The organism is Allobosea sp., from assembly GCF_051860145.1.
Lineage (GTDB): Bacteria > Pseudomonadota > Alphaproteobacteria > Rhizobiales > Beijerinckiaceae > Allobosea.
On sequence record NZ_JBHYEM010000005.1, the window covers coordinates 355,371 to 377,888 of the forward strand.

Annotated in this window: 19 protein-coding genes and 1 tRNA gene; 6 read left to right on the plus strand and 14 right to left on the minus strand. The window is 65.1% G+C overall.

The features are described 5' to 3' along the window. Positions 1 to 560: 560 nt before the first annotated feature. Positions 561 to 1,634 (minus strand): sensor histidine kinase, encoded by a 1,074-nt coding sequence (locus ACTIF2_RS11790; RefSeq protein WP_439497255.1) that lies wholly within the window; start codon positions 1,632 to 1,634, stop codon positions 561 to 563. A 127-nt stretch (positions 1,635 to 1,761) separates the two neighbouring features. After that, positions 1,762 to 2,520 (minus strand): SDR family oxidoreductase, encoded by a 759-nt coding sequence (locus ACTIF2_RS11795; RefSeq protein ID WP_439497256.1) that lies wholly within the window; start codon positions 2,518 to 2,520, stop codon positions 1,762 to 1,764. Positions 2,521 to 3,072: 552 nt separating this feature from the next. Here ACTIF2_RS11795 and ACTIF2_RS11800 point away from each other — a divergent pair. Beyond that, a complete protein-coding gene (locus ACTIF2_RS11800) occupies positions 3,073 to 3,489 on the plus strand; it encodes a DUF1236 domain-containing protein (RefSeq protein WP_439497257.1) in 417 nt (138 codons plus the stop codon). 410 nt (positions 3,490 to 3,899) lie between these two features. Here the strand turns inward: ACTIF2_RS11800 and ACTIF2_RS11805 are convergent, their stop codons facing one another. The 5 genes from ACTIF2_RS11805 to ACTIF2_RS11825 all read right to left on the minus strand — a co-directional run bounded on the left by ACTIF2_RS11805 (position 3,900) and on the right by ACTIF2_RS11825 (position 8,374). Continuing rightward, positions 3,900 to 5,144, minus strand: a complete 1,245-nt coding sequence (locus tag ACTIF2_RS11805) for a tyrosine-type recombinase/integrase (RefSeq protein ID WP_439497258.1) — start codon at positions 5,142 to 5,144, stop codon at positions 3,900 to 3,902. 163 nt (positions 5,145 to 5,307) lie between these two features. After that, positions 5,308 to 5,383 (minus strand) — tRNA-Thr (locus tag ACTIF2_RS11810). 68 nt (positions 5,384 to 5,451) lie between these two features. Beyond that, positions 5,452 to 6,399: a prephenate/arogenate dehydrogenase family protein gene (locus tag ACTIF2_RS11815; RefSeq protein ID WP_439497259.1), complete on the minus strand. Its 948-nt coding sequence runs from the start codon at positions 6,397 to 6,399 to the stop codon at positions 5,452 to 5,454. Continuing rightward, complete coding sequence (locus ACTIF2_RS11820) at positions 6,396 to 7,505, minus strand: pyridoxal phosphate-dependent aminotransferase (protein ID WP_439497260.1); 1,110 nt, start codon at positions 7,503 to 7,505, stop codon at positions 6,396 to 6,398. Before ACTIF2_RS11820 ends, ACTIF2_RS11815 begins: the two co-directional genes overlap by 4 nt. Before the next feature lie 35 nt (positions 7,506 to 7,540). Next, complete coding sequence (locus ACTIF2_RS11825; protein ID WP_439497261.1) at positions 7,541 to 8,374, minus strand: chorismate mutase; 834 nt, start codon at positions 8,372 to 8,374, stop codon at positions 7,541 to 7,543. Between the two features lie 194 nt (positions 8,375 to 8,568). Between ACTIF2_RS11825 and metX the strand changes: the two genes are divergently transcribed. Then, a complete protein-coding gene (gene metX, locus ACTIF2_RS11830) occupies positions 8,569 to 9,741 on the plus strand; it encodes a homoserine O-acetyltransferase MetX (protein ID WP_439497262.1) in 1,173 nt (390 codons plus the stop codon). Positions 9,742 to 9,745: 4 nt separating this feature from the next. Beyond that, on the plus strand, positions 9,746 to 10,369 hold the full coding sequence (gene metW / locus ACTIF2_RS11835) for a methionine biosynthesis protein MetW (RefSeq protein ID WP_439497263.1): 624 nt from the start codon (positions 9,746 to 9,748) through the stop codon (positions 10,367 to 10,369). Positions 10,370 to 10,523: 154 nt separating this feature from the next. Here metW and clpB read toward each other — a convergent pair whose 3' ends face one another. Beyond that, entirely contained in the window at positions 10,524 to 13,142 is a 2,619-nt protein-coding gene (clpB, locus tag ACTIF2_RS11840) for an ATP-dependent chaperone ClpB (protein ID WP_439497264.1), read from the minus strand. A 176-nt stretch (positions 13,143 to 13,318) separates the two neighbouring features. Between clpB and ACTIF2_RS11845 the strand changes: the two genes are divergently transcribed. Then, the gene (locus tag ACTIF2_RS11845; RefSeq protein ID WP_439497265.1) at positions 13,319 to 13,645 is read left to right on the plus strand and encodes a DUF2293 domain-containing protein; all 327 of its coding nucleotides are present in this window, start codon (positions 13,319 to 13,321) and stop codon (positions 13,643 to 13,645) included. A 38-nt stretch (positions 13,646 to 13,683) separates the two neighbouring features. On the opposite strand, the gene ACTIF2_RS11850 is transcribed toward ACTIF2_RS11845, so the two are convergent. Next, positions 13,684 to 13,875: a transposase gene (locus ACTIF2_RS11850; RefSeq protein WP_439497290.1), complete on the minus strand. Its 192-nt coding sequence runs from the start codon at positions 13,873 to 13,875 to the stop codon at positions 13,684 to 13,686. A gap of 220 nt (positions 13,876 to 14,095) precedes the next feature. Here ACTIF2_RS11850 and ACTIF2_RS11855 point away from each other — a divergent pair, with 220 nt between their 5' ends. Both ACTIF2_RS11855 and ACTIF2_RS11860 read left to right on the plus strand, forming a co-directional pair. Further along, a complete protein-coding gene (locus tag ACTIF2_RS11855; protein ID WP_439497266.1) occupies positions 14,096 to 15,337 on the plus strand; it encodes a mechanosensitive ion channel family protein in 1,242 nt (413 codons plus the stop codon). Positions 15,338 to 15,521: 184 nt separating this feature from the next. Further along, positions 15,522 to 16,313, plus strand: coding sequence for an MOSC domain-containing protein (locus tag ACTIF2_RS11860; protein ID WP_439497267.1), 792 nt, complete (start codon positions 15,522 to 15,524; stop codon positions 16,311 to 16,313). A 58-nt stretch (positions 16,314 to 16,371) separates the two neighbouring features. Here ACTIF2_RS11860 and ACTIF2_RS11865 read toward each other — a convergent pair whose 3' ends face one another. From ACTIF2_RS11865 to ptsP, 5 genes are all read right to left on the minus strand, one after another. Continuing rightward, a complete protein-coding gene (locus ACTIF2_RS11865; protein WP_439497268.1) occupies positions 16,372 to 17,421 on the minus strand; it encodes a DUF4167 domain-containing protein in 1,050 nt (349 codons plus the stop codon). A 370-nt stretch (positions 17,422 to 17,791) separates the two neighbouring features. Continuing rightward, entirely contained in the window at positions 17,792 to 18,640 is an 849-nt protein-coding gene (gene prmC, locus ACTIF2_RS11870; protein WP_439497269.1) for a peptide chain release factor N(5)-glutamine methyltransferase, read from the minus strand. 61 nt (positions 18,641 to 18,701) lie between these two features. Further along, entirely contained in the window at positions 18,702 to 19,004 is a 303-nt protein-coding gene (locus ACTIF2_RS11875; protein WP_439497270.1) for a hypothetical protein, read from the minus strand. A 6-nt stretch (positions 19,005 to 19,010) separates the two neighbouring features. Further along, a complete protein-coding gene (gene prfA / locus ACTIF2_RS11880; RefSeq protein ID WP_439497271.1) occupies positions 19,011 to 20,096 on the minus strand; it encodes a peptide chain release factor 1 in 1,086 nt (361 codons plus the stop codon). 55 nt (positions 20,097 to 20,151) lie between these two features. Next, positions 20,152 to 22,419, minus strand: a complete 2,268-nt coding sequence (gene ptsP / locus ACTIF2_RS11885; RefSeq protein ID WP_439497272.1) for a phosphoenolpyruvate--protein phosphotransferase — start codon at positions 22,417 to 22,419, stop codon at positions 20,152 to 20,154. Between the last annotated feature and the right edge of the window lie 99 nt (positions 22,420 to 22,518).

Genomic DNA, 22,518 nt, shown 5'->3' on the forward strand with positions numbered 1-22,518 from the left:
AACGTCCGCTTGCTGGCACGGACCCAATGTCCGGAAGTGGCGCACTGCAGATGATGCCGCGGTGGCGGAGGTTGGTCCGCTAACATCGGCATGGGAGGTTACGTGCGGCGTTGAATATTTTGTCAGCGGCGCCGTGTCGCGCGCCGCGTCCCCTGCACGACCGTTGGGGCCGCAACGGCACCGGCCGCTCCTCCGACGACCGCGCCGACTGGCCCACCTACCGCGGCACCGGTACCAGCACCGACTGCAGCTCCTCCAACCCGCTGCTCAGTCGTGTTACAGGCAGCCGTGGCGATCGCGACTGTAATCAGCATGGAAATCGTCAGGACTTTCATGGCGCGTTCTCCCTAGCCTGGCAACGCGCACGGAAGATTGCAGTTCCCCGATGCCAGTGGCTCCTGAAACCGTTCCATCAATCGCCTCCTGCGGCCGTTCATCGAGGGCGGTCGGCCGAAGCGGAATGTCAGCTTGCGGGCGGCGCACCGACGTCTGCTAATGGCGCGGAGCCGACTCGAGGCAGTCGGCTTAACCTAAGCGGAGCTGACGACCGAGGTAGCGGGTTAGGCCGCCCTTGGCATGTGCGATGTGAAGGTCGCGCGCGTAATTGAAATTGTCATGCCGTTGCTGCCGCTGACAACCTCCGTCACGGCGTCGAGCTGCTTCACGAGCGCTTGCACGATCGCTGTTCCCAATCCGCTGTTGTGCCCAGTGGCGTCGCTGGCACCTTTTCCGACGCCATTGTCAGACACGGTCAGTTTCCAGTCCGCAGCATCGATCTCGTAAGTGACCAGGATCATCGCGTCTGCCTTGGCCGATGGGAAAGCGTACTTGATCGCGTTGATGACAAGCTCGGTGACGATCAGGCCGATGCTCACTGCTTTGTCGGAACCAATCATGCCTGAGTGCGCCATCACCTTGATTGTGATGGGCTGGCTTTCTCCGACGATGGAGACAGCTAGGCTGCCACAAAGCTTCGTCAGGTAGGAGCTGACCTCGATCTGGTCGATGCCTTCGGATGCGTGAAGGTGGCGCTGCACTTCGGCCACCGACATCACCCGCTGATGGGCGTCCTTCAGATGCTGGCGCGTTTCGTCCGACAATACGGCCCGCGCTTTGAGCAACAATATACTCGCAATGATCTGGAGGCTGTTTGCAACGCGATGCTGCATCTCTTTAAGTAAGGTATCCTTTTGGCGCAGAAGCTCTTCTGTCTGCTTGAGAAGTTGCTCTTTCTCCCGTTCGATCGCTCGCCGGTTCGTGACATCCATAAATGCCAGAAGGATTGTCGAGTTCGAGCTGTCTTCGTAGATCACCTGTCGAGCGTTTAGGAGCATGGTCCTTCGGCCTAGATTTGGAAAATCATGCTCGACCTCGAAGCCGTCCATGGCGGCATGCTCAGGAATGATCGTCTCCAAAAGCACGCGTAGGGCGGGGATATCCCATTGGCCGTCTCCCAGCGAATAAAGCAGACGGCCTCGCGTGTGCTCGGGATCGACCTTGAAGGTCTTGTAGAAAGAGACGCTTGCCTCCAACACGCGAAATTCGTCATCGAGCACGACGAATGGCTCGGGAATGGTATTGACGATCGCTTGCGCGAGTGTTTGTGCGTCTTCCACCTTTCGAAAATCTAACATGGGACGAGCAGTGGCTCCGTTTGGAACGCGAGCGCGTTCTCGAGAGCCAAAGAGCGGGCGACCCTCCTAGGACGCTACACCTTACGGGGACCGATGTCGCGCATTGTTCGAGTCCGGCGAGCGGCTCCTACGTGAGCCGAACGGACATCCCGCCGTCCACGATCATCGGACTTCCCGTCATGAAAGTTGACCGGTCGGAAAGGAGAAAAAGGGCGGCTTGCGCAATCTCCTTCGCATTGGCCATCCGCTTCATTGGGTGCAGGTTTGCGATGAAATCTAAAGCGGCGGGATCCCCTTCTCCTCCGCTTGGCGTGATCGTGCCACCCGGCAACAGCGCATTGACGCGGATGCCATCCGCCGCGTGGTCGGAGGCCAGTGACTGCACCAGCCCGATCAGCCCGGCTTTGGACGCCGCATAGGCCCCCATTCCTGGCAATCCGCCATTGCTGAAGCCAACGAAAGAAGACGTAAAGACGATTGAGCCATGCCCTTGTTTCTTCAAGGCCGGTATCTGGGCCTTCGCGGCTAGGAACGCGCTTGTGAGGTTGACCGCAATGACATCGTTCCAATTGCCGATCCCCATCTCGGCGACCGGCCCCATCTCCCCAACCATGCCGGCATTATTGAATGCGCCGTCCAGCCCGTCGAACTCTCTCATAGCGAGATCGACGAGAGCAGCGGCATAGCCTTCATCCTTCACATCGCCGGAAAGATATACGGCCCTGCCGTGGCCTCGATTGATTTGCCTGGCAATGTCTTCCAGCTCCGCCGATCGGCGTGCGCCAAGGACGACATTGGCCCCTTCGGCAGCGAAGAGCAAAGCCGCCGCCGCGCCGATCCCGCTGCTTGCCCCAGTCACGACGATCGACTTGTTTTGCAGTTCCATGACGTGTTCTCCTGAACGTTCTGTCATGACCACCATAGGTTGCGTTGACGGCGCCGCCACCCGTTTCCTGCTGTCGAGCCGCCCGTATCAGCGAAGTCGCAAGATGCGGGTAGTGCCAGCCCAGGCGAATGATACCAAGGACCAACGGCTCGTCGTGATGGCGCAATGAAGCAATAACTGCCCACGATGGGGTGCCGGCGAAGGCTCAGCAATGAATGATAAATGTCCGAGTGGGTTGGGAAGCGGATCCCTGTTTCGTACTCCACCTCCAGCAGCTTAACTGATCCGGGTGGGCAAACGTTCCTATCCCCGGGGTTCCGGTCCCTCGCGGCTTTGTACGCTTTAACAGCCTTGCCCTCAGATCAAACTCGGCCCCCGAATTTCCGGCCCGTAAGCAATTCGCACATATGAACGATCGAAAATAATTAATCAGATAATATAACGTATCTATGAATAAAAAATTGGAACCGTTCGATAGTCCTCGCGTTGTAAATTCGCTTGACCAACTTACGGGATATTCCTCCCAGTCGGTTCATGTGAAGGATTACTTCCATGCTGAAGAGATTTTTCCTTATCGCTGCCATCGCTACCATCCCTGCGGCGGCTTTTGCCCAGAATGCACCAGCCTCCCAAGGCGGCGCGGTCGGAGGCGCAGCAACTGGAGCGGTTGGCGGAGCGGTCGTCGGAGGCCCGATTGGTGCAGTCGTCGGCGGCGTCGGTGGCGCGGTGGTGGGCGCGATCATCGGGGATCAGACTCCGCGGTTCCGAACCTATGTCGCTGAGCAGCGGCGTCCGTCCTACACCTATGCGGAGCCGGTCGTAGTCGGCGGGACACTGCCGAACGAAGGCGTCGTCTATTACGATGTGCCGCGCGAATACGGCGAAACCAGCTATCGCTACACGGTCGTCAACAACCGTACGGTGCTGGTCGACCCACAGACGGGTCGGATCATGCAGCTCATCGAGTAATCCTTTATGGACTGCCAGGTGCCGGGCGCAATTGTCGCCTTGCCGAGTCCAGGGGCCCGCTCCGACCGTGGAGCGGGCTTCGGCTTCTTGCGCATGACCAGCTTGCCTCGGGCGATTAGTCGAATGGCTGCTCGCCGAGCATAACCGTTCGCGCGTCGCTAAGTGACGTTGGGTAGCCACGCCCCGTGGCAATGCCAACTGACGCCACGACGCCGACTACTAAGGTCTCAGTAACAGGTCGGGATTAGACGCCAGCGATCGATCCGCACGTCTGATTTTGGGCAATGCCTCAATGTCCACAGTTGGCGCGGATCAGCAAAAACCGAGTGTGCCCCGGACTTCCGCTCCCCCACCCGTCTCGGACGTTTCGAAGGTCGGCTTCTAAAAAAACCTCGCGTACTGAAGTGGGTTCATCCTGCCTTCGGCCCGAAAGAAATCACCGTCGCTCCATCGCGCCATGCGTCGAGTTGATCGGCCCACCATTGCGCCATCGTGACCCGGTCCTTCCAATGCTCTCCACGCGCGTATGCGCGCCGCACGGCGTCCGGGTCCTGATGCGCTAACGCCCTTTCGATGGCGTCGGCAGAGAACTTGCCGCTCTCATTCAGGAGCGTCGAGGCGGCAGCGCGGAAGCCATGCGACGACATTTCATCCTGCCCATAGCCCATGCGGCGAAGAGCACCGTTCAGCGTATTCTCCGATATCGGCCGTTGCTCAATTTTCCGCCCCTCACCGCCGCTGACGCCGTAACCGGGGAGAACAAGCCGACCGCTGCCGGTGATCGCGTGGAGTTCCTTTAGGATCGCCAGCGCTTGGCGCGGCAACGGCACACGATGCTCACGGCGCATTTTCGTGCGGATAGCAGGAATCGTCCAAACCTCCTTGTCGAGGTCGAATTCCCGCCATTCGGCCAGCCGCAGTTCGCTGGGGCGGGGGAAGAGATACGCCATCAGCTTCAGCGCCGCATTGGTCGATGGCTGGCCCTTGAAACCATCGATGGCACGCATCAGGCCGCCAAGCTGCACCGGATCAGTGATGGCCGCGCGATGCTTGACCACAGGAGCGGATATTGCGCCACGAAGGGCGAAGGTCGGATCGTTGACAGCGCGAGCGGTCGCGATGGAGTAGCGGAAGACCTCGCCGATGACGGCGCGAAGGCGCTTGGCGGTTTCGAGCCGGCCCTTGCCTTCCACCTTGCGCAGCACAACCAGCACTTCCGCAGCGGTGATTTCCGTCACGGGCCGATCACCAATCGACGCGTCCGCCAGTCCATACAGCCATTCGAGCTTCGCGAGCGTGTTGGCCGCTTTGCCTTCCCGCCGCTTCTTGTCCAGAAGCTCGGCAGCGACCTTGGCGAAAGTCTGGCCCTGCGCCTCCAGCGCCAGCGCCTTTTCGGCCTGCTTCTGGATTGAAGGATCACGGCCGGCGATCAGGAGCGCCTTAGCTTCCTCGCGCTTGGCTCGCGCCTCAGAAAGGCCAATGGCGGGATACGGACCGATGGCCAGCTTCTTCTGCTTTCCGGCGAAGCGATAAGCCAGCCGCCAGAGCTTGGCGCCATTGGGCATGAGCCAGAGCTGAAGACCTCCGCCATCGGACAGCTTTTGAACCGAGCCTGCGGGCTTGGCGGCGCGGATGGCAACATCGGACAGCGGCATGTGTTGGCCTCGCCTTGTTGGCCTTGTTGGTCAGGCCAACAGAAAGGCCAACAATCCGCGCGACTGTCAATGAACGGCCCCGAACGTCAGCGGCGCGAAACAGGGCAAAACCAACAAAAAACCGCCCATTCTTGGCGGTTACGGACATCAGCGAAGGGAGGAGTGGTGCCGCAAGAGGGATTCGAACCCCCGACCCCCTCATTACGAATGAGGTGCTCTACCAGCTGAGCTATTGCGGCGACGCGCGTGGCTCTATCAGCCCGGCCGATTCTTGGCAAGACGAAGGGCCGCGTCCAGCCACGAAAGCTCAGGGCTTGCGCAGCTTTTCCGTCTCCGGCTTCTCCTGGCCGAGCGCGATGATGCCCCGACGGATGGCGCGGGTGCGGGTGAAGTGCTTGTGCAGCGTCTCGCCGTCGCCGAAGCGGATGGCGCGGGTCAGCACCGAGAGGTCCTCGCTGAAGCGGCCGAGCATCTCCAGCACGGCCTCCTTATTGTGCAGGAAGACATCGCGCCACATGGTCGGATCGGAGGCCGCGATGCGGGTGAAATCGCGGAAGCCGCCGGCCGAGAACTTGATCACCTCCGACTGCGTCACCGCCTCGAGATCCTCGGCCGTGCCGACGATGTTGTAGGCGATCAGATGCGGCAGATGGCTGGTGACGGCGAGCACGAGATCGTGGTGCTGGGCGCTCATGACCTCGACCAGCGCACCCATGCCCTCCCAGAAATGGCGGGTGCGGGCGATGGCGGTCTCGTCCGCGCCCTCGGGTGGGGTCAGGATGCACCAGCGGTTGAGGAAGAGGCTGGAGAAGCCGGCATCGGGGCCGGAATTCTCGGTGCCGGCCACCGGGTGGGCCGGCACGAAATGCACGCCCGCCGGCAGATGCGGCGCCACGGTCTCGACCACCGCGCTCTTGACCGAGCCGACATCGGAGACGATCGCGCCAGGCTTCAGGACCGGGGCGATCTCCGTGGCGACCGCGCCGCAGGCGCCGACCGGCACGCAGAGAATGACGAGGTCGGCGTCGCTTGCCGCCGCGGCCGAATTGTCGGCGACCTCATCGCCAAGCCCGAGCTCGCGGGCCCGCGCCCGCACCGCCTCGTCGCGATCGCTCAGCACGATCCTGCCGGCGAGATTGAGCTCCTTCGCCGCATGCGCGATCGAGGAGCCGATCAGGCCGATGCCGATGATAGCCAGACGCGCGAAGAGCGGCTCCTCGCGCCGCGGGGCAAAACTCTCCGCCGGCGCACTCATGGCTTGCCGGCCAGGAACTCGGCGAGAGCCGCCACGACCAGCCGGTTCGCTTCTTCCGAGCCGATGGTCATGCGCAGCGCATCGGGCAGGCCATAGGCCGCGACGGCGCGCAGGATCAGGCCGCGCTGCGTCAGGAAGGCGTCGGCCTGTTTCGCCGTCCGGCCCGTCTCCTTCGGGAAATGGATCAGGATGAAATTGCCAACCGAGGGCGTCACCGCGAGCCCGAGCTTTTCCAGCTCGGCGGTCGTCCAGGCGAGCCATTTGTCGTTGTGCTCGACCGCCGCGGCGAGATGGGCCTCGTCGGCGATCGCGGCGGTGCCGGCCTCGATCGCCGCGCCGTTGACGTTGAACGGGCCGCGGATGCGGTCGAGCGCGTCGACGACATGGGCCGGGCCGTAGAGCCAGCCGAGGCGCAGATTGGCGAGGCCGTAGATCTTCGAGAAGGTGCGCGTCATCACGACGTTCTCGCTGGTCGCGACCAGTTCCAGGCCCGATGCGTAGTCGTTGCGGCGGACATATTCGGCATAGGCGGCGTCGAGCACCAGCAGGACATGCGGCGGCAGGCCGGCTTGCAGGCGCTTGACCTCGTCGAAGGGCAGATAGGTGCCGGTCGGGTTGTTGGGGTTGGCGAGGAAGACGATCTTGGTCTTCGCCGTCACCGCCTTCAGGATGGCATCGACATCGGCGGTGAAATTCTTTTCCGGCACGACGACGGGCTTGCCGCCGGCGGCCAGGATGGCGATGCGGTAGACGAGGAAACCGTGCTCGGTGAAGACGCCCTCGTCACCATCGCCGAGATAGGCCTTGGTGAGGAGCTGGAGCAGCTCGTCCGAGCCGGTGCCGCAAAGGATGCGGCCGGCGTCGAGGCCGTAGCGGGCGGCGATCGCCTCGCGCAGCTTGCCGGCGGAGCCGTCGGGATAGAATTCGAGCTTGCCCTTCACGGCCTCATACGCGGCGATCGCCTTCGGGCTGGGGCCGAGCGGCGTCTCGTTGGAGGAGAGCTTATGCAGCTTGACGCCGACTGGCGCGGCGGACTTGCCGGGCACATAGGCCTCGATATCGAGGACGCCGGGACGCGGAACGGGACGGGAGGCAGGCGTGGCCATGGTGTGAGACCTTGCGACGGTATCGGACGTGTGGATCAGCGGGAGGATTTGACGGCGAAGCGAGCGGCGTGGCTGCCGATCTCGGCGAACTCGCTCAGGCCGGCAGGGTCGAGCGCGGCGCGGATGGCGTCCCGAGGGGTCTCCCCCGAAGCCGCGACCAGGAGCGAGAGATGCGAGCCGTCCGCCGCGCTGGCCGAAACCTCGGCAAGATGCTGGCCGAGGCCCGCCCGAAGATTTTCCGACCAGCGCTCGACGCGCGCAGCGTAAAGCACGATCTCGCGCACCGCCGCATCGGCGAGCGGCTTGGCGATGCAATAGACCGGAGTCCCCGCCGGATGGTCCGGGCGCTCGATGAAGGGCAGACGCGCGATGATCTTGGGCCGCTCAGGCCCGATGAGATCGCGCCACCAGATGCCGGCGCTGGCGCCGAGATCCATGCGGAAGATGCCAAGGTCGCCGGCGGATCCGGCAACCGCCATGATCACCGCGCGCGCATCCTCATGGGTGACGAAGGGCACGGTGAAGCCGAAATGGAAGCGGGCGGAATCGCGCATCGCCGCGTCGCCACCCGAGACATCGGCATGGACCGCATAATTCGCCTGCACATAGGTGAAGGTCGCGATGATGGTGCGCCAGATGCTCTCGACGGTGTCGAGCGGCAGCAGGCCCTTATGGCGCAGCGCCAGCCGCTTCATCATGTCGGCCTCGCGGCCGGGACGGAAGGCCGAGCCCGACACCTGCGTCTTCTTGATCGCGATCAGCGTCTCGATGATTGCCGAACGCTCCATCAGCAGCGCATGCATCTCGCTGTCGATGCGGTCGATATCGCTGCGCAGGTCGGCAAGGGTGGTCGGGGCGGAATCGGTCATGGCCAGCGGCGAGCTTCTGGTTCGCGACCTCGGACGGGGCGCCGAGGTCGGTTGCTCTTAACGCCGACGCGGGGCCATGGCAAAGCCATCCTCACGCGGCTCCGCGTTGACAGCGCGCGCGCGTCGCGCCATCGGTAAGTTCGATCTTTAGAACGAGCCGACCGGCAAGACAAACCAGCCTGTCAAAGCGGACGATGATGCGTAACGAAGTCCAGAGCCTGGCCGACCCGCTGAAGGAGGCGAACGAGCCTTCGAGCGCGGTCGCCAGATTCGGCACGCATACGCCGCTGCTGATGGATTGCGGCATCATCCTCGACGCCTGGCAGATCGCCTACCAGACCTATGGCGCGCTCAACGCCGAGAAGTCGAACGCGATCCTGGTCTGCCACGCCCTGACCGGCGACCAGCATGTCGCCAGCCGCAACCCGATCACCGGCAAGGGCGGCTGGTGGACGGCGATGATCGGCCCGGGCAAGCCGATCGACACCGACCGCTTCTTCGTGATCTGCGCCAATGTGATCGGCGGCTGCACCGGCACGACCGGCCCCGCCTCGACCAATCCCGCGACCGGCAAGCCCTGGGGCCTCTCCTTCCCGATGGTGACGATCCGCGACATGGTACGGGCGCAGGCGCATCTCATCGACGCGCTCGGCATCGAGAGCCTGTTCTGCATCGCCGGCGGCTCGATGGGTGGGATGCAGGTGCTGGAATGGGCGGCGAGCTATCCCGAGCGGGTATTCTCGGCCCTGCCGCTCGCGACCGGCGCCAAGCACTCGGCCCAGAACATCGCCTTCCACGAGGTCGGCCGCCAGGCGGTGATGGCCGATCCGGACTGGCGCGGCGGGCGCTATCTGGAGGAAGGCACGCGGCCGGCCAAGGGGCTCTCGGTCGCCCGCATGGGCGCGCATATCACCTATCTCTCGGAGCCGGCGCTGCATCGGAAATTCGGCCGCAAGCTGCAGGACCGCGAGGCGCCGACCTTCTCCTTCGACGCGGATTTCCAGGTCGAGAGCTATCTGCGCCATCAAGGGCTGAGCTTCGTCGAGCGCTTCGACGCCAATTCCTATCTCTATGTGACGCGGGCGATGGATTATTTCGACCTCGCGGCCGACCATGACGGCGTCCTCGCCAAGGCCTTCAGCGGGACGAAGACGCGTTTCTGCGTCGCGTCCTTCACCTCGGACTGGCTGTTTCCGACGGCCGATTCCCGCGCGATCGTGCATGCGCTGAACGCAGCCGGCGCCTCGGTGTCCTTTGTCGAGCTCGAGAGCGACAAGGGACACGACGCCTTCCTGCTGGAGGAGCCGAACCTGTTCGCGACCACGCGCGGCTTCCTCAACGCCGCGGCGCGGGCAAGGGGATTGTAGGGCCATGGCGCTGAGCGAGAGCTTCACCAACCGCATCGACCTCAAGCTCGTCGCCGAGATGGTGGCGCCGGGCACGCGCGTGCTCGATGTCGGCTGCGGCGATGGCGAACTCCTGGCGCTGCTCGCCGAGACGCGCCAGGTCGATGCGCGCGGGATCGAGCTCTCGCGCGCGGGCGTTGCCGGCTGCGTCGCGCGCGGCCTGTCCGTGATCCAGGGCGATGCCGATACCGATCTCGCCGAGTATCCCGACGATTCCTTCGACTATGTCATCCTGTCCCAGACGATCCAGGCGACGCGCGATCCCAGGCTGGTCCTGGAACACATGCTGCGGATCGGGAGGCGCGCCATCGTCTCCTTCCCGAATTTCGGGCATTGGCGCATGCGCAGCCAGGTCTTCTTCCGTGGCCGCATGCCGGTGACCGACGCCCTGCCCTATGCCTGGTGGGAGACGCCCAATATCCATTTCTGCACCATCCGCGACTTCGTGAGCCTCTGCGAGGCCGTCGGCGCGGAGAAGGAGCGGGCCGTCGCGCTCAATGCGGCCGGCGGCAAGGTCGGCGTCAGCGCTCCCTGGTGGCTCTGGAACCTCTTTGGCGCGCAGGCGGTGTTCCTGCTGAAGCGGGGATAATCCTTCTCCCCTCGGGGGAGAAGGTGGCAGCGCGCAGCGCTGACGGATGAGGGAAGTCAGGTGTCGATGAAGAAAAGGGCCGCTTGCGCGACCCTTCCCTCATCCGTCTGCTTCGCAGACACCTTCTCCCCCGAGGGGAGAAGGAAGCGTGCAGTCAGTTCAGCGCGACGCCGGCCGGGCGCTTCTCCTTCACCACCGAGACATCGCCGAGCATCAGCCCGGCCGGCCCGATCGTGACCGGCACGGTCTCGCCGTCATGGACCTTGCCGGCGAGCAGGAGCTCGGCCAGCGGATCCTGAACCGATTTCTGGATGACGCGCTTGAGCGGGCGCGCGCCATAGGCCGGATCGTAGCCCTTCTCGGCAAGCCATTCGCGCGCCTCGTCCGAGAGGTCGAGCACGATCTTGCGGTCGACGAGCAGCCTGGCGAGGCGGCCCATCTGGATATCGACGATCGCGCCCATATCGGCCCGCTTGAGGCGGTGGAACAGGATGATGTCGTCGATCCGGTTCAGGAATTCCGGCCGGAACGCCTGCCTGACCACACCCATCACCTCCTCGCGCACAGCGTCGCTATCCTGGCCTTCCGGCTGGTTCACCAGATATTCCGAACCGAGGTTCGAGGTCATGATGATCAGCACGTTGCGGAAATCGACCGTGCGGCCCTGACCGTCGGTGAGACGTCCGTCGTCCAGCACCTGCAGCAGCACGTTGAAGACGTCGGGATGCGCCTTCTCGACCTCGTCGAAGAGCACGACCTGATAGGGCCGGCGGCGCACGGCCTCCGTCAGCGCCCCGCCCTCCTCGTAGCCGACATAGCCGGGAGGCGCGCCGATCAGCCGGCTGACCGAATGCTTCTCCATGTATTCCGACATGTCGAGGCGCACCATCGCGGTGTCGTCGTCGAACAGGAAGGAGGCGAGCGCCTTGGTCAGCTCGGTCTTGCCGACGCCGGTCGGGCCCAGGAACATGAAGGAGCCGATCGGCCGGTTGGGGTCCTGCAGGCCGGCACGCGCGCGGCGCACCGCCGTCGAGACCGCTTCGACCGCCTCGCGCTGGCCGACGACGCGGGCCGCCAGCACCTCCTCCATGCGCAGCAGCTTCTCCTTCTCGCCCTCCAGCATGCGGTCGACCGGCACGCCGGTCCAGCGGCTGACCACCTGCGCGACATGGTCGGGCGTCACGGCCTCCTCGACCATGCCGGACGAGTCGCCAATGGCCTCGATCTCGGCCAGGGCCTTCTCGAGCTGCGGGATCTCGCCATAGGCGAGCTCGCCGGCGCGCTGGTACTCGCCCTTGCGCTGCGCCTGCGCCAGTTCGGTGCGGGCATTGTCGAGCTTGGTCTTGAGCTCCGCCGCCTGGCCGAGCTTGTCCTTCTCGGCCTTCCAGCGCGCGGTGATCGCAGCCGAGCGCGTCTCGAGATCGGCCAGCTCGGATTCGAGCCGCTTCAGCCGCTCCTTGGAGCCGGCGTCGCTCTCCTTCTTGAGCGCCTCCTGCTCGATCTTCAGACGCACGATCTCGCGGTCGATCGTGTCCAGTTCCTCGGGCTTGGAATCGACCTGCATGCGCAGCCGCGCCGAGGCCTCGTCGACGAGGTCGATGGCCTTGTCGGGCAGGAAGCGGTCGGTGATGTAGCGGTTCGACAGGGTCGCGGCCGAGACCAGCGCCGAATCCGTGATGCGGACGCGGTGGTGCTGCTCGTATTTCTCCTTCAGGCCGCGCAGGATCGAGATCGTGTCCTCGACCGTCGGCTCGTCGACGAAGACCGGCTGGAAGCGCCGGGCGAGCGCCGCGTCCTTCTCGACATATTTGCGGTACTCGTCGAGCGTGGTCGCGCCGACGCAGTGCAGGTCGCCACGCGCCAAAGCCGGCTTCAGCAGGTTCGAGGCGTCCATCGCGCCGTCGGTCTTGCCGGCGCCGACCAGGGTGTGCATCTCGTCGATGAACAGGATGACGCCGCCATCCGAGCTGGAGACCTCGTTCAGCACCGCCTTCAGGCGCTCCTCGAACTCGCCGCGATATTTCGCGCCGGCGATGAGCGAGCCCATGTCGAGGGCGAGCAGCTCCTTGTCCTTAAGGCTTTCGGGCACATCGCCGTTGACGATGCGCAGCGCCAGGCCTTCGGCGATGGCGGTCTTGCCGACGCCGGGCTCGCCGATCAGGACAGGGTTGTTCTTGGTGCGGCGGCTCAGCACCTGGATGGTGCGGCGGATCTCCTCGTCGCGGCCGATGACAGGGTCGAGCTTGCCCTCGCGCGCCGCGGCGGTGAGGTCGCGCGCATATTTCTTCAGCGCGTCATAGCCCTGCTCGGCCGAGGCCGTATCGGCGGTGCGGCCCTTGCGGATCGCCTCGATCGCAGCATTCAGCGCCTGCGGCGTCACCCCGGCCTTGGCCAGGGCCTTGCCGGCCTCGGTCTCCTTCTCGACCGCCAGGGCCAGCAGAAGCCGCTCGACCGTGACGAAGGAATCGCCGGCCTTGTCGGCCGCCTTCTCGGCCGTGTCGAAGACGCGGGCGAGGCCCGGCGTCAGATGCAGGCCGCTGGCGCCGCCGCTGACCTTGGGCATCTTGGCCAGGGCTGCATCGGTCAGCTGCAAAGCGAGCTTCGCCTGGCCGCCCGAGCGCTCGATCAGCCCGGCCGCCATGCCTTCGCTGTCGTCGAGCAAGGCCTTCAGAAGATGTTCGGGCGCAAATTGCTGGTGCCCGTCACGCAGCGCAATCGTCTGCGCCGCCTGCAGGAAGCCCTTGGCCCTGTCGGTGTATTTCTCGATGTTCATGTCGTCGCTCCGCCCGCCGGCGCGCCCCGTAGCGACGCATCCGGCTGCCTTTCATCAGGATAGGGCTCCCGGAGGACACCCTTCGCGACACAGATAGGTGTGACATCCGCGCAACGGAAGAGGCAGCGGCGCAAGAAGCATTGACGGCGCTCAAATCATCGGAGCAGCCTCCCACCATGACTGGCACAAAACGGCAGCAGGCGATTCGCAAGGCGTTGAGGGCGCTGGCTCCCGGGATTCCGCTGGCCGATGCCGAAGCGGTGCTGGCGCTGGCCGAGCGCCGCCACATGAAGACCCTGCCGCCGTCCACGGCGCTCTGGCTCGCATTGGGCAGCCATGTCCGGCACAGCCATACCGACTATGACCGCCTCCTCGCCGAAGGCTATGATCGCGACGCGGCCCGGTTCTTCGTCGTCGAGGAGACCGATGCCGTGCTCTCCGGCTGGGGCTGCCAGCGCTCGGTGGCGGATGGCGAGGAGATCGAGGCCGACGCCGAGGCGTGAACCCCGGTTGCGATCGGTTAGAGTCCGTTTGAGAATGCTCAGGGATAGACGACGCGCCGCAGCATGAGGCTTCCGAGTGCGACATGGATCATGGCTTCGGAGACGTCGAGGCGCTGTTCATAGTCTCGGACGAGGCGCTTCCAGCGAGTCACCCAGCCGAAAGTGCGCTCGACGACCCAATGAGAATTTGCGGCACCGGCTATGGAACGAACTTCGCAGTTATGCTCGATCTCGCGCGAATAATGTTACGCGAGGGGCAGAAACACCGAAGCTTGCAGCCCTGCTCGTTGAAAATTCGGCTCCGGTCTAAAACGACGATAGACTTGTCACGCAACACCGTTTTGTGCAGCCGAACTGGGTCCTTGCAAGGCCAGATAGCCGTTGCGGCAATAAGACTGGACGGCTTCAGCCTAACAATCCTTGCCGCCGGACTTGAAGAGGATATTCGCGATGAATTTCGAAACCTTGCGCGTGCAGGCGACGGAAGCTTTACAGACCGCATTGAATTGGCTCGTCAGCCCGCAATTCTACGCGCAGATCGGCGCCATCATCGTTGCCGTCGCGGTGGCCTATTTCGTCGCCCAGAAAGTCCGTTCCCGCTCCGGTCTGTTCTCGTCCGCGCCGGACGACGGACCGCTGCTGCGGCTGCGGCAGTGGCTCTACACCTGCCGCGATCTTCTCTTCCCGGTCTTCACGGTTCTGGCGCTCGCTATCGCCGTAGAACTGGCGCAATCAGCGGTCGGCGCGGCATGGCTGGTGCGCATCGCCCAAGGCCTTGCGGTCGTCGGCGTCCTCTACGCAGCGATCAATCGGTTCATCACCCATCCGGTCATCAATTCCGTGGCGCGATGGGTCGGTATTCCCCTCGCCGCGCTGCATGTATTCGGCGTTCTTGGCGCCGTTGTCGGCTATCTCGATTCGATTTCGGTCGAAGCCGGTAACATTCGTCTCTCGGTCTATACGATGGCCAAAGCCCTGCTGGCGGCAGCCATTCTGTTCTGGCTCGGCCGCGCCTCGAACGACGCCGGCCAGAAGGTCATCCGCAAACAGGAAGCCTTCGACATTCCGACCCGCGAACTGTTGGCGAAAGCCTTCCAGATCGCCCTGTTCCTGTTGATCTTCATCCTGCTCTTGCAGGTGCTCGGCCTCGACCTTACGGCGCTCACCGTGTTCGGCGGCGCGCTCGGCGTCGGCCTCGGCTTTGGCATGCAGCAGATTTCGTCGAATTTCGTCTCCGGCATCATTCTGTTGATCGAACGGTCGATGAAGGTCGGAGACTATGTTGATCTCGGCGGCGACCGGGCCGGCGTGCTGCAGGAAATGAACATTCGCTCCAGCACCCTGCGCACCAACGACGGCCGCGACATTCTGGTGCCGAACGAGAAGTTCGTCACGTCGGAATTCATCAACTGGACGAAAAGCGATCTGCATCATCGCTGCGAGATCAAATTCGCCGTCGGCTACGATACCGATATTCATCAGGTGCCGGCGATCGTCGAAGCGGCCGTCAAACAGCAACCGCAAGTGCTGAACGCGCCCGAGCCGCCGACCTGCCGACTGCTCAATTTCGGCGGCAACGTCAATTTCGCCGTCACCTATTGGGTGGCCGGGGTCGACACCTTCAGTTCGCCGATCCAGTTCCACATCTGGGACGCGCTGAAGGCCGCCGGGGTCAAGATTGAACCTGCCTGAGAACGAAACCGTATCTTCCCGCAGATAGCGCTTCGCGCGCTTCTCAAATCCAGCCATCCGGCCACGGCTCGCTCGGGTCCACATCCCAGGCTTGAATCATCCCGCCTCTCTAAGAGGATTTGATCACGCCCCGGCGAAAGCTTCGCTAATGTCGCCGCGGATCAGCCAGCCACGGGATCTCTGCATGCGCATCGCCTCGCTCTACCGCTACCCCGTCAAGGGACTTTCGCCCGAGCCCGTGGATCGGGCGTCCCTGAAACAGGGCGCTTATTTTCCGGGAGACCGGCTGTTCGCCATCGAGAACGGGCCTTCGGGCTTCGATCCGGCCGCGCCGGTGCACCAGCCGAAGATCAAGTACCTGATGCTGATGCGCAACGAAGCGCTGGCCCGGCTGCGGACCCGCTACGAGGACGAGAGCGGGACGCTGGTGATCGCCCATGAAGGCCGCGAGGCGCTGCGTGCCGACACCAGGACAGCCGAGGGCCAGCGCTCGCTCAGCACCTTCTTCTCGGGGTTCATGCCGGAGGAATTGCGCGGCGAGCCGCAGTTGCTGACGGCGCCCGAAGGCTACCGCTTCACCGATTCGCGCTCGGGCTTCGTCTCGATCATCAATCTCGCCAGCGTCGCCGAGCTCGGCTCCCGCATCGGCGCCGAACTCGATCCCCTGCGCTTTCGCGGCAATGTCATGGTCGAGGGGCTGGCCGCCTGGGCCGAGAACGACCTGGTCGGGCGGGAATTGTCGACGCCTTCGGGCATCAGGCTGCGCGCCATCAAGCGGATCGAGCGCTGCGCCGCGACCAATGTCGACCCGACCACCGGGGCGCGGGACCAGCAGATCCCCAAGGCCCTGATGACGCATTACGGCCATGTCGATTGCGGGATCTATTGCGAGGTCCTCGCCGGCGGCACGCTGACCGGCGGCGAAAGACTGGAGCCGGCTTCGCAGGAGCCCGGCTCGGGCCTCGGCATCGCCTGAGCCAAAAAAACAGGGGCCCTTGCGGACCCCTGTCTCGTCACGGGCACTGCCCGCTATCTCATTCGGCCGGGTTGTCCGATTCCGAGCCGAGCGCATCCATCACCTCGCGCGGCGAGCGGCGGCGGCGCGCGCGCTTCGGCGCAGCCGCAGGCGCTTCTTCGGACGCGGCCGGCTCGACGGGCGCAGTCTCGGGGGCCTGGGGAGCCTGTTCTTCAGCCACGGCGATCGGCACCCTGACCGGGGTGGTCAGGAAGGACGGAAGGGCGGCGGCGACATCGCCGTCGCTATCCGCCTCGCTATCCCGGCGCGGACGGCGCTCGGCACGCTCCGGACGCGGAGCACGCTCCGGCCGGTCGGCACGCTCGGGCCGGTCAGCGCGCTCGAAGCGACGCTCGCCCTGATCCTGCGCAGGAGCGCCGTCGGGCTGATCGAACGGGGCCTGCTGGTCGGCGCGCGGCGCGAAACCGCCAGGCTGGCCGTTCTGGCCACCCTCCGGACGATCGAAGCGGCGCTCGCCACGATCGTTGCGATCGAAGCGGCGATTGCCGTTGCGATCGTTGTTCTGGCGGTCGTTGTTCGGACGATCGTTGTTGAACCGATCGTTGTTGCGGTTCGGCCTGTCGAAGCGCTGACCATCGCCCGCTTCGCCATCCTGGCGGGGGCCGCCATTGGCGCCATGGCCGTTCATGCCGCCCTGCGGCTGGTTGCGCATGTCGGGCTGCGGCGAGCCTTGCGGGAAGGCTGCGCCCTCGTCCTCGTTCTCGTCCTCGCCGTCCTCGCCATCTTCGCCGAAGGCGCGATTCGGCGGGAAGCTATGGCCGAACTGCTGAGCCATCTGCTCCTGAGCAGCGAGCAATATACGATAATAATGCTCTGCATGTTGGAAGTAATTCTCAGCCGCCACCGGATCTCCGGAGGATTGCGCGTCGCGCGCAAGCTGCAGGTATTTTTCAGCGACATGCTGCGCCGTGCCACGGACCTTTACGTCCGGCCCGTTCGACTCGTAGCTGCGCTGTAAAGGGTTAGGCGCTTTCCGGTTGCCGTTATTATTATTGTTGTTGTTATTGTTGTTACGGCCGCGCATACGCCGGTTCTGACCTGGTCTCATTCGCGTCTATCTCGCGCTCTGTTCGCTCAAGGCAACCTGACGGTGGTCATGCGCGTTCCGGTGCGTGGCGGGTTGCGACGCCGCGCCGGATGGAGTGGACCTGAAGGGGCGATCCGCCGTTCTTGGTCTTCACGCGCTTGTTTCCAAAAGGGGCTCGTCTTACCCCAGGAGCCGAATGACGCTTGGGCGTCCTCGAATTTCCGATCTTGCTTTGTCAGTTCCGTCAATCTGCGGACTGGTCCGGAGGCAACGCCTCACCAGAAGGGAGGCTGCCCAAGGCTCGGCGCTGACGACACCAGCTTCGGCTGGAAATGTGCATAGCGGCTTTTGTACGCGACTCCAAGCAAATTCGCACGAAAGCCTGTGCGCATCATGCTTCGCCGGCGAAACGCAGGGCCCGCGGATGCCCGCCGAGATCGTTGCGCGCGCCGAGATATCGCAGGCCGGCCTGCCGCATCAGAGCGACCACGTCCCGCTCCTGCCCGGCGCCGATCTCGAGCACGATGAGCCCGCCCGGCGCGAGCCTCGCAGGCAGCTCGCGCGCAAGGATCCTGTACGGGTCGAGCCCGTCATCCCCGCCATCGAGGGCCAATCTCGGATCGTGGTCGCGCACGGCCGGGGCGAGGCCGGCGATCTCGCTCGCCGGGATATAGGGCGGGTTCGAGACGATCAGGTCGAAGATGCCGTCGACGCCGCCGAGCCAGTCGCCCTGGCGGAACTCCGCGCGAGCACCGACGCCGTTGGCGACCGCATTGGCCGCCGCCGTCTCGCAGGCCTCGCTGGAGAGATCGACGCCAAGGCCCTTCGCCTGCGCGAACTCGCTCAGGATGGCGACCAGCAAACAGCCCGTCCCGGTCCCGAGATCGAGGACCGACAGCGCCTCGTTCCGGCGCGAAGCCATCGTTTCGAGCACGGCCTCCACCAGCGTCTCGGTATCCGGCCGCGGCTCCAGCGTCGCCAGCGAAAGCCGGAAGGTCAGCCCCCAGAACTCGCGCTCGCCGAGAATCCGCCAGACCGGCTCGCCGGCCAGCCGGCGCTCGCAATAGCCGTTCAGGATCGAAGCGGCCGCCTCACCCAGCATTGCCCCGCCGTCCTCGGCGCGGGACCGGCCGACAGCACCTTCGACCAGAAGACGCGCATCGAGCGCCGGCGTTTCGCTTCCGGCCGCGCGAAAACGTGCCGCGAGCCGATATCGCGCCTCACCAATCGTGGACGCCATACCGGCCCGCTGCATTGTCGCGTCTGCCCCGGTGAGGGGCGCCGTCATGGGCGCCCCGCCATCAGATGCCTTCCGTCTGACGGCGCATGCAGATCGCCATTTTCTGGCGAATGGCGCTGCGGCTCTCGCGTGCGCCGCGCATCTGCTGCGAGCAGATCCTGCGCGCCTGCGCCTGGGTCATCGATTTCTGCAATGGCGCGGGCTGTCCGCGCACGATTCGGCCGAAGGTCTTCTCCTGCGCCTGGGCGACACCGCCGCCCGACAGCACGATCAGACCCGCCATCGCAATTGCCGATGCAAGCTTCTTCATGGTTTCCTCCAGCCCGTTATGGGATCGGTGGTTTTTCAACGCCCATCCGGCCAAAAAGTTTCACGTCCCGCCCTCGGCCGCGAGCAGCCTCGCCTGATGCTCGGCGGTCAGGGCATCGATGATCTCGTCGAGCACCAGCCCCTGCATCATCTCGTCGAGCTTATACAGCGTCAGGTTGATCCGGTGGTCCGTCACGCGGCCTTGCGGAAAATTATAGGTGCGGATCCGCTCCGAGCGGTCGCCCGAGCCGACCTGCGAGCGCCGGTCGGCGGCGCGCTCGGCATCGGCGCGGCTGCGCTCCAGGTCGTAGAGCCGCGCCCGCATCAGGTCATAGGCGCGCGCCTTGTTCTTGTGCTGGGAGCGCTCGTCCTGCACGACGATCGCGATCCCGGTCGGGATATGTGTGAGGCGAACGGCCGATTCGGTCTTGTTGACGTGCTGCCCGCCGGCCCCGCCGGCGCGCATCGTGTCGATGCGCAGGTCGGACTCGTTGAGCGCGATGTCGACCTCTCCGGCGAGCGGCAGCATCGCAACCGTCGCAGCCGAGGTGTGGATGCGCCCGCTCGTCTCGGTATCGGGCACGCGCTGGACGCGATGCACCCCCGATTCGAATTTGAGCTTCGCATAGACGCCGCGGCCCGAGATCTCGGCAATGACCTCCTTGTAGCCGCCGACCGTGCCTTCGCTTTGCGAGATCGGATCGAAGCTCCAGCCCTTCTGCGCGGCATAGCGCTGATACATCCGCAGCAGGTCGCCTGCGAAAAGCGAGGCCTCGTCGCCACCGGTCCCGGCCCTGATCTCGAGGATGACGCCGCGCTCGTCGGCGGCATCCTTCGGCAGGAGCGCGATCAGGATCTCGCGGGCGCGCTCCTCGATCTCGACGCGCGCGGCGTCGCGTTCCTCATAGGCGAGATCACGGAACTCGCTATCCGTTTCAGGATCGTCGATCAGCGCCTGGGCCTCGTCGAGGGTCGCCCGCGCTCCGCGCCAGGTTGCAATGGCGGCAACGACGGGGTCGAGCTCGGCCAGCTCCTTGGCGAGCTCGACCGTGCGCACGGCATCGGCCGAGCGGTTGATCTCGTCGGTTGCGGCGGCGTGGCGCGCCACGATGCTGTCGAGACGGTCTTGCGGAAGCTGAAGGGACATCGGAAACTCTGGAACAAGGATGCAACGGCAGGCGAAGGCAGCGGGCCGAGCTTCGCTAGACGGGGACTTTCAGCTCGGCCGCGAGCGCCGAGAGCTGCGAACGCAGATTCGCGGCGCCGTCGGACGAGGCCAGCATCCAGTCCATCCGCTCGCGCAGCTTGCCGACATCGAGCGCGCGCAACATCGCCTTGACGGGCCCGATCGAAGCCGCCGACATCGAGAAGGCGCGGTAGCCGAGCCCGATCAGCGCCATCGTCTCCAGCGGCTTTCCGCCCATCTCGCCACAGACCGTGACAGGACAGTCTGCATCGGCCGCAGCCTCGACGATATTGCGCAGCGCCCGCAGCGCGCCGATGCTCAAGGGATCGAACCGCTCCGAGACCCGGCGGTTCTCGCGATCGGCCGCAAACAGGAACTGCATCAGATCGTTGGTGCCGATCGAGAGGAAATCGGCCTCGCGCGCGATCTCCGCCAGCTCGAAGAGCAGCGATGGCACCTCGACCATGACCCCGAGCTGCAGGCTCACCGGCGCCGGACGCCCCTGCTTCTCCAGCATCGCCAGCTCGCGCCGCACGATGAAGCGGGCCCGCAGGAATTCATCCACCGTGGCGATCATCGGCAGCATGATCTTCATGTCGTAGCCGGCGCCGGCCCGCAGCATGGCGCGGATCTGGGCGCGCAGCAGCCGCGGCTTGTCGAGCCCTATGCGGATGGCGCGCCAGCCGAGCGCCGGATTCTCCTCGTCGACCCGCTCCATATAGGGCAGCACCTTGTCGCCGCCGATATCGAGCGTGCGGAAGGTCACCGGCCTGCCTTGCGCCGCCTTGAGCACGGCGCCGTAGAGCGCCTGCTGTTCGGCGGTGGTCGGCATGTGCTGCGCGACCATGAACTGCAGCTCGGTGCGGAACAGGCCAATGCCGGCCGCGGCGGTCTCGTCGAGATTGGGCATGTCGACGAGAAGGCCGGCATTGATCTGCAGGGCCATCCCGACGCCGTCCCTGGTGACGGCGGGCACGGTCTTGAGCTTGCGGTACTGCTCCTGCTTGCGGGCGCGCAGCCGCGCCTTGTCCTTGTAGGCGTTCTCGACGTCGGGCTGCGGGCGGATCTGGACCTCGCCGGCCTGCCCGTCGACGATGACCGCATCGCCAGGCTGGACCAGGGCCGTCGCGTTGACGATCTCGCTGACCACCGGGATGCCGATGGCGCGGGCGACGATGGCGATATGGCTGGTCGGCCCGCCCTCCTCCAGCACCAAGCCGCGCAGGCGGGCGCGGTCGTAGTCGAGCAGCGCCGCAGGCCCCATCGAGCGCGCGATCAGGATGGCATTCTCGGGCAGTTTCTCACGCGCAACGCCATTGGCCTTGCCCATCAGCGTGCGCAGCAGCCGGTTCGCCAGATCGTCGAGATCGTGCAGGCGTTCGCGCAAATAGGGGTCGGTCTGGCGCAGCATCTTGGCGCGGGTATCGGACTGGACGCGCTCGACCGCCGCCTCGGCGGTGAGGCCGGTCATCACCACCTCGCGCATGCGCCGCAGCCAGCCCTGGTCATGCGCGAACATGCGGAAGGTCTCGAGCACGTCGCGATGCTCGCCGATATGGGCGACATCGCCGCGCTCGATCAGCTCGTCGATCGAGGTCCGCATCTCGGCGATCGCCGCCTCCAGGCGCCGGACCTCGCGCGCCGGGTCCTCGGCGATCAGGTTGGTGATCGCGACGCGCGGCTCGTGCAGCACGGCGTAGCCGAGACCGACCCCTTCGGCGAGCGTGACGCCGATGCCATGGATCGGCCGGTCGAGGCCGATCGAGGCGCCGGGCCGCGCCAGCGACTTCAGACCGCCGGCCGCGATCATCTCCGCCATGATCATGGCGGTGGTCTGCAGCGATTCGATCTCCTCCTCGCTGTAGAGCCGCGAGGCGCGGTTCTGGATGACGAGGACGCCCATGACGGCGCCGCCACGCAGGATCGGGACGCCAAGGAAGGAACGGTAGATCTCCTCGCCCGTCTCGGGCCGGTAGGAGAAGGCGGGATGGCCCTGCGCGTCCGACAGGGCGAGGGGCTCGGCCTCGCTCGCGATCAGGCCGACCAGGCCTTCGCCGGCGCGCATCGTGGTGAGATGGACCGCCTCGCGGTTGAGGCCTTCGGTGGCATAAAGCTCGAGCGAGCCATCCTCGCGCAGGACGTAGACCGAGCAGACCTCGGCAACGAGATTGCCCGCGATCAGGACGACAAGCCGATCCAGCCGCTCCTGCGGACTGACGGGCGCTGCCATGACCTCACGGAGGCGGCGCAGCAGAACGCCCGATCCTCCGAGAGCGCCTCGCATCAATCCTGCCCTCCGCCCGCCTCCTCAGACACCGTCGCCGATGTCCCGCGCAAGACCTGACGCCTACCCTGGACGAGTCGCCAGCAAGCTCCGATCCTC

Coding starts and splice junctions, on each gene's coding strand:
- ACTIF2_RS11790 (WP_439497255.1), bottom strand. CDS start 1,634: ATGTTAGATTTTCGAAAGGTGGAAGACGCACAAACACTCGCGCAAGCG.
- ACTIF2_RS11795 (WP_439497256.1), bottom strand. CDS start 2,520: ATGGAACTGCAAAACAAGTCGATCGTCGTGACTGGGGCAAGCAGCGGG.
- ACTIF2_RS11800 (WP_439497257.1), top strand. CDS start 3,073: ATGCTGAAGAGATTTTTCCTTATCGCTGCCATCGCTACCATCCCTGCG.
- ACTIF2_RS11805 (WP_439497258.1), bottom strand. CDS start 5,144: ATGCCGCTGTCCGATGTTGCCATCCGCGCCGCCAAGCCCGCAGGCTCG.
- ACTIF2_RS11815 (WP_439497259.1), bottom strand. CDS start 6,399: ATGAGTGCGCCGGCGGAGAGTTTTGCCCCGCGGCGCGAGGAGCCGCTC.
- ACTIF2_RS11820 (WP_439497260.1), bottom strand. CDS start 7,505: ATGGCCACGCCTGCCTCCCGTCCCGTTCCGCGTCCCGGCGTCCTCGAT.
- ACTIF2_RS11825 (WP_439497261.1), bottom strand. CDS start 8,374: ATGACCGATTCCGCCCCGACCACCCTTGCCGACCTGCGCAGCGATATC.
- metX (WP_439497262.1), top strand. CDS start 8,569: ATGATGCGTAACGAAGTCCAGAGCCTGGCCGACCCGCTGAAGGAGGCG.
- metW (WP_439497263.1), top strand. CDS start 9,746: ATGGCGCTGAGCGAGAGCTTCACCAACCGCATCGACCTCAAGCTCGTC.
- clpB (WP_439497264.1), bottom strand. CDS start 13,142: ATGAACATCGAGAAATACACCGACAGGGCCAAGGGCTTCCTGCAGGCG.
- ACTIF2_RS11845 (WP_439497265.1), top strand. CDS start 13,319: ATGACTGGCACAAAACGGCAGCAGGCGATTCGCAAGGCGTTGAGGGCG.
- ACTIF2_RS11855 (WP_439497266.1), top strand. CDS start 14,096: ATGAATTTCGAAACCTTGCGCGTGCAGGCGACGGAAGCTTTACAGACC.
- ACTIF2_RS11860 (WP_439497267.1), top strand. CDS start 15,522: ATGCGCATCGCCTCGCTCTACCGCTACCCCGTCAAGGGACTTTCGCCC.
- ACTIF2_RS11865 (WP_439497268.1), bottom strand. CDS start 17,421: ATGAGACCAGGTCAGAACCGGCGTATGCGCGGCCGTAACAACAATAAC.
- prmC (WP_439497269.1), bottom strand. CDS start 18,640: ATGGCGTCCACGATTGGTGAGGCGCGATATCGGCTCGCGGCACGTTTT.
- prfA (WP_439497271.1), bottom strand. CDS start 20,096: ATGTCCCTTCAGCTTCCGCAAGACCGTCTCGACAGCATCGTGGCGCGC.
- ptsP (WP_439497272.1), bottom strand. CDS start 22,419: ATGCGAGGCGCTCTCGGAGGATCGGGCGTTCTGCTGCGCCGCCTCCGT.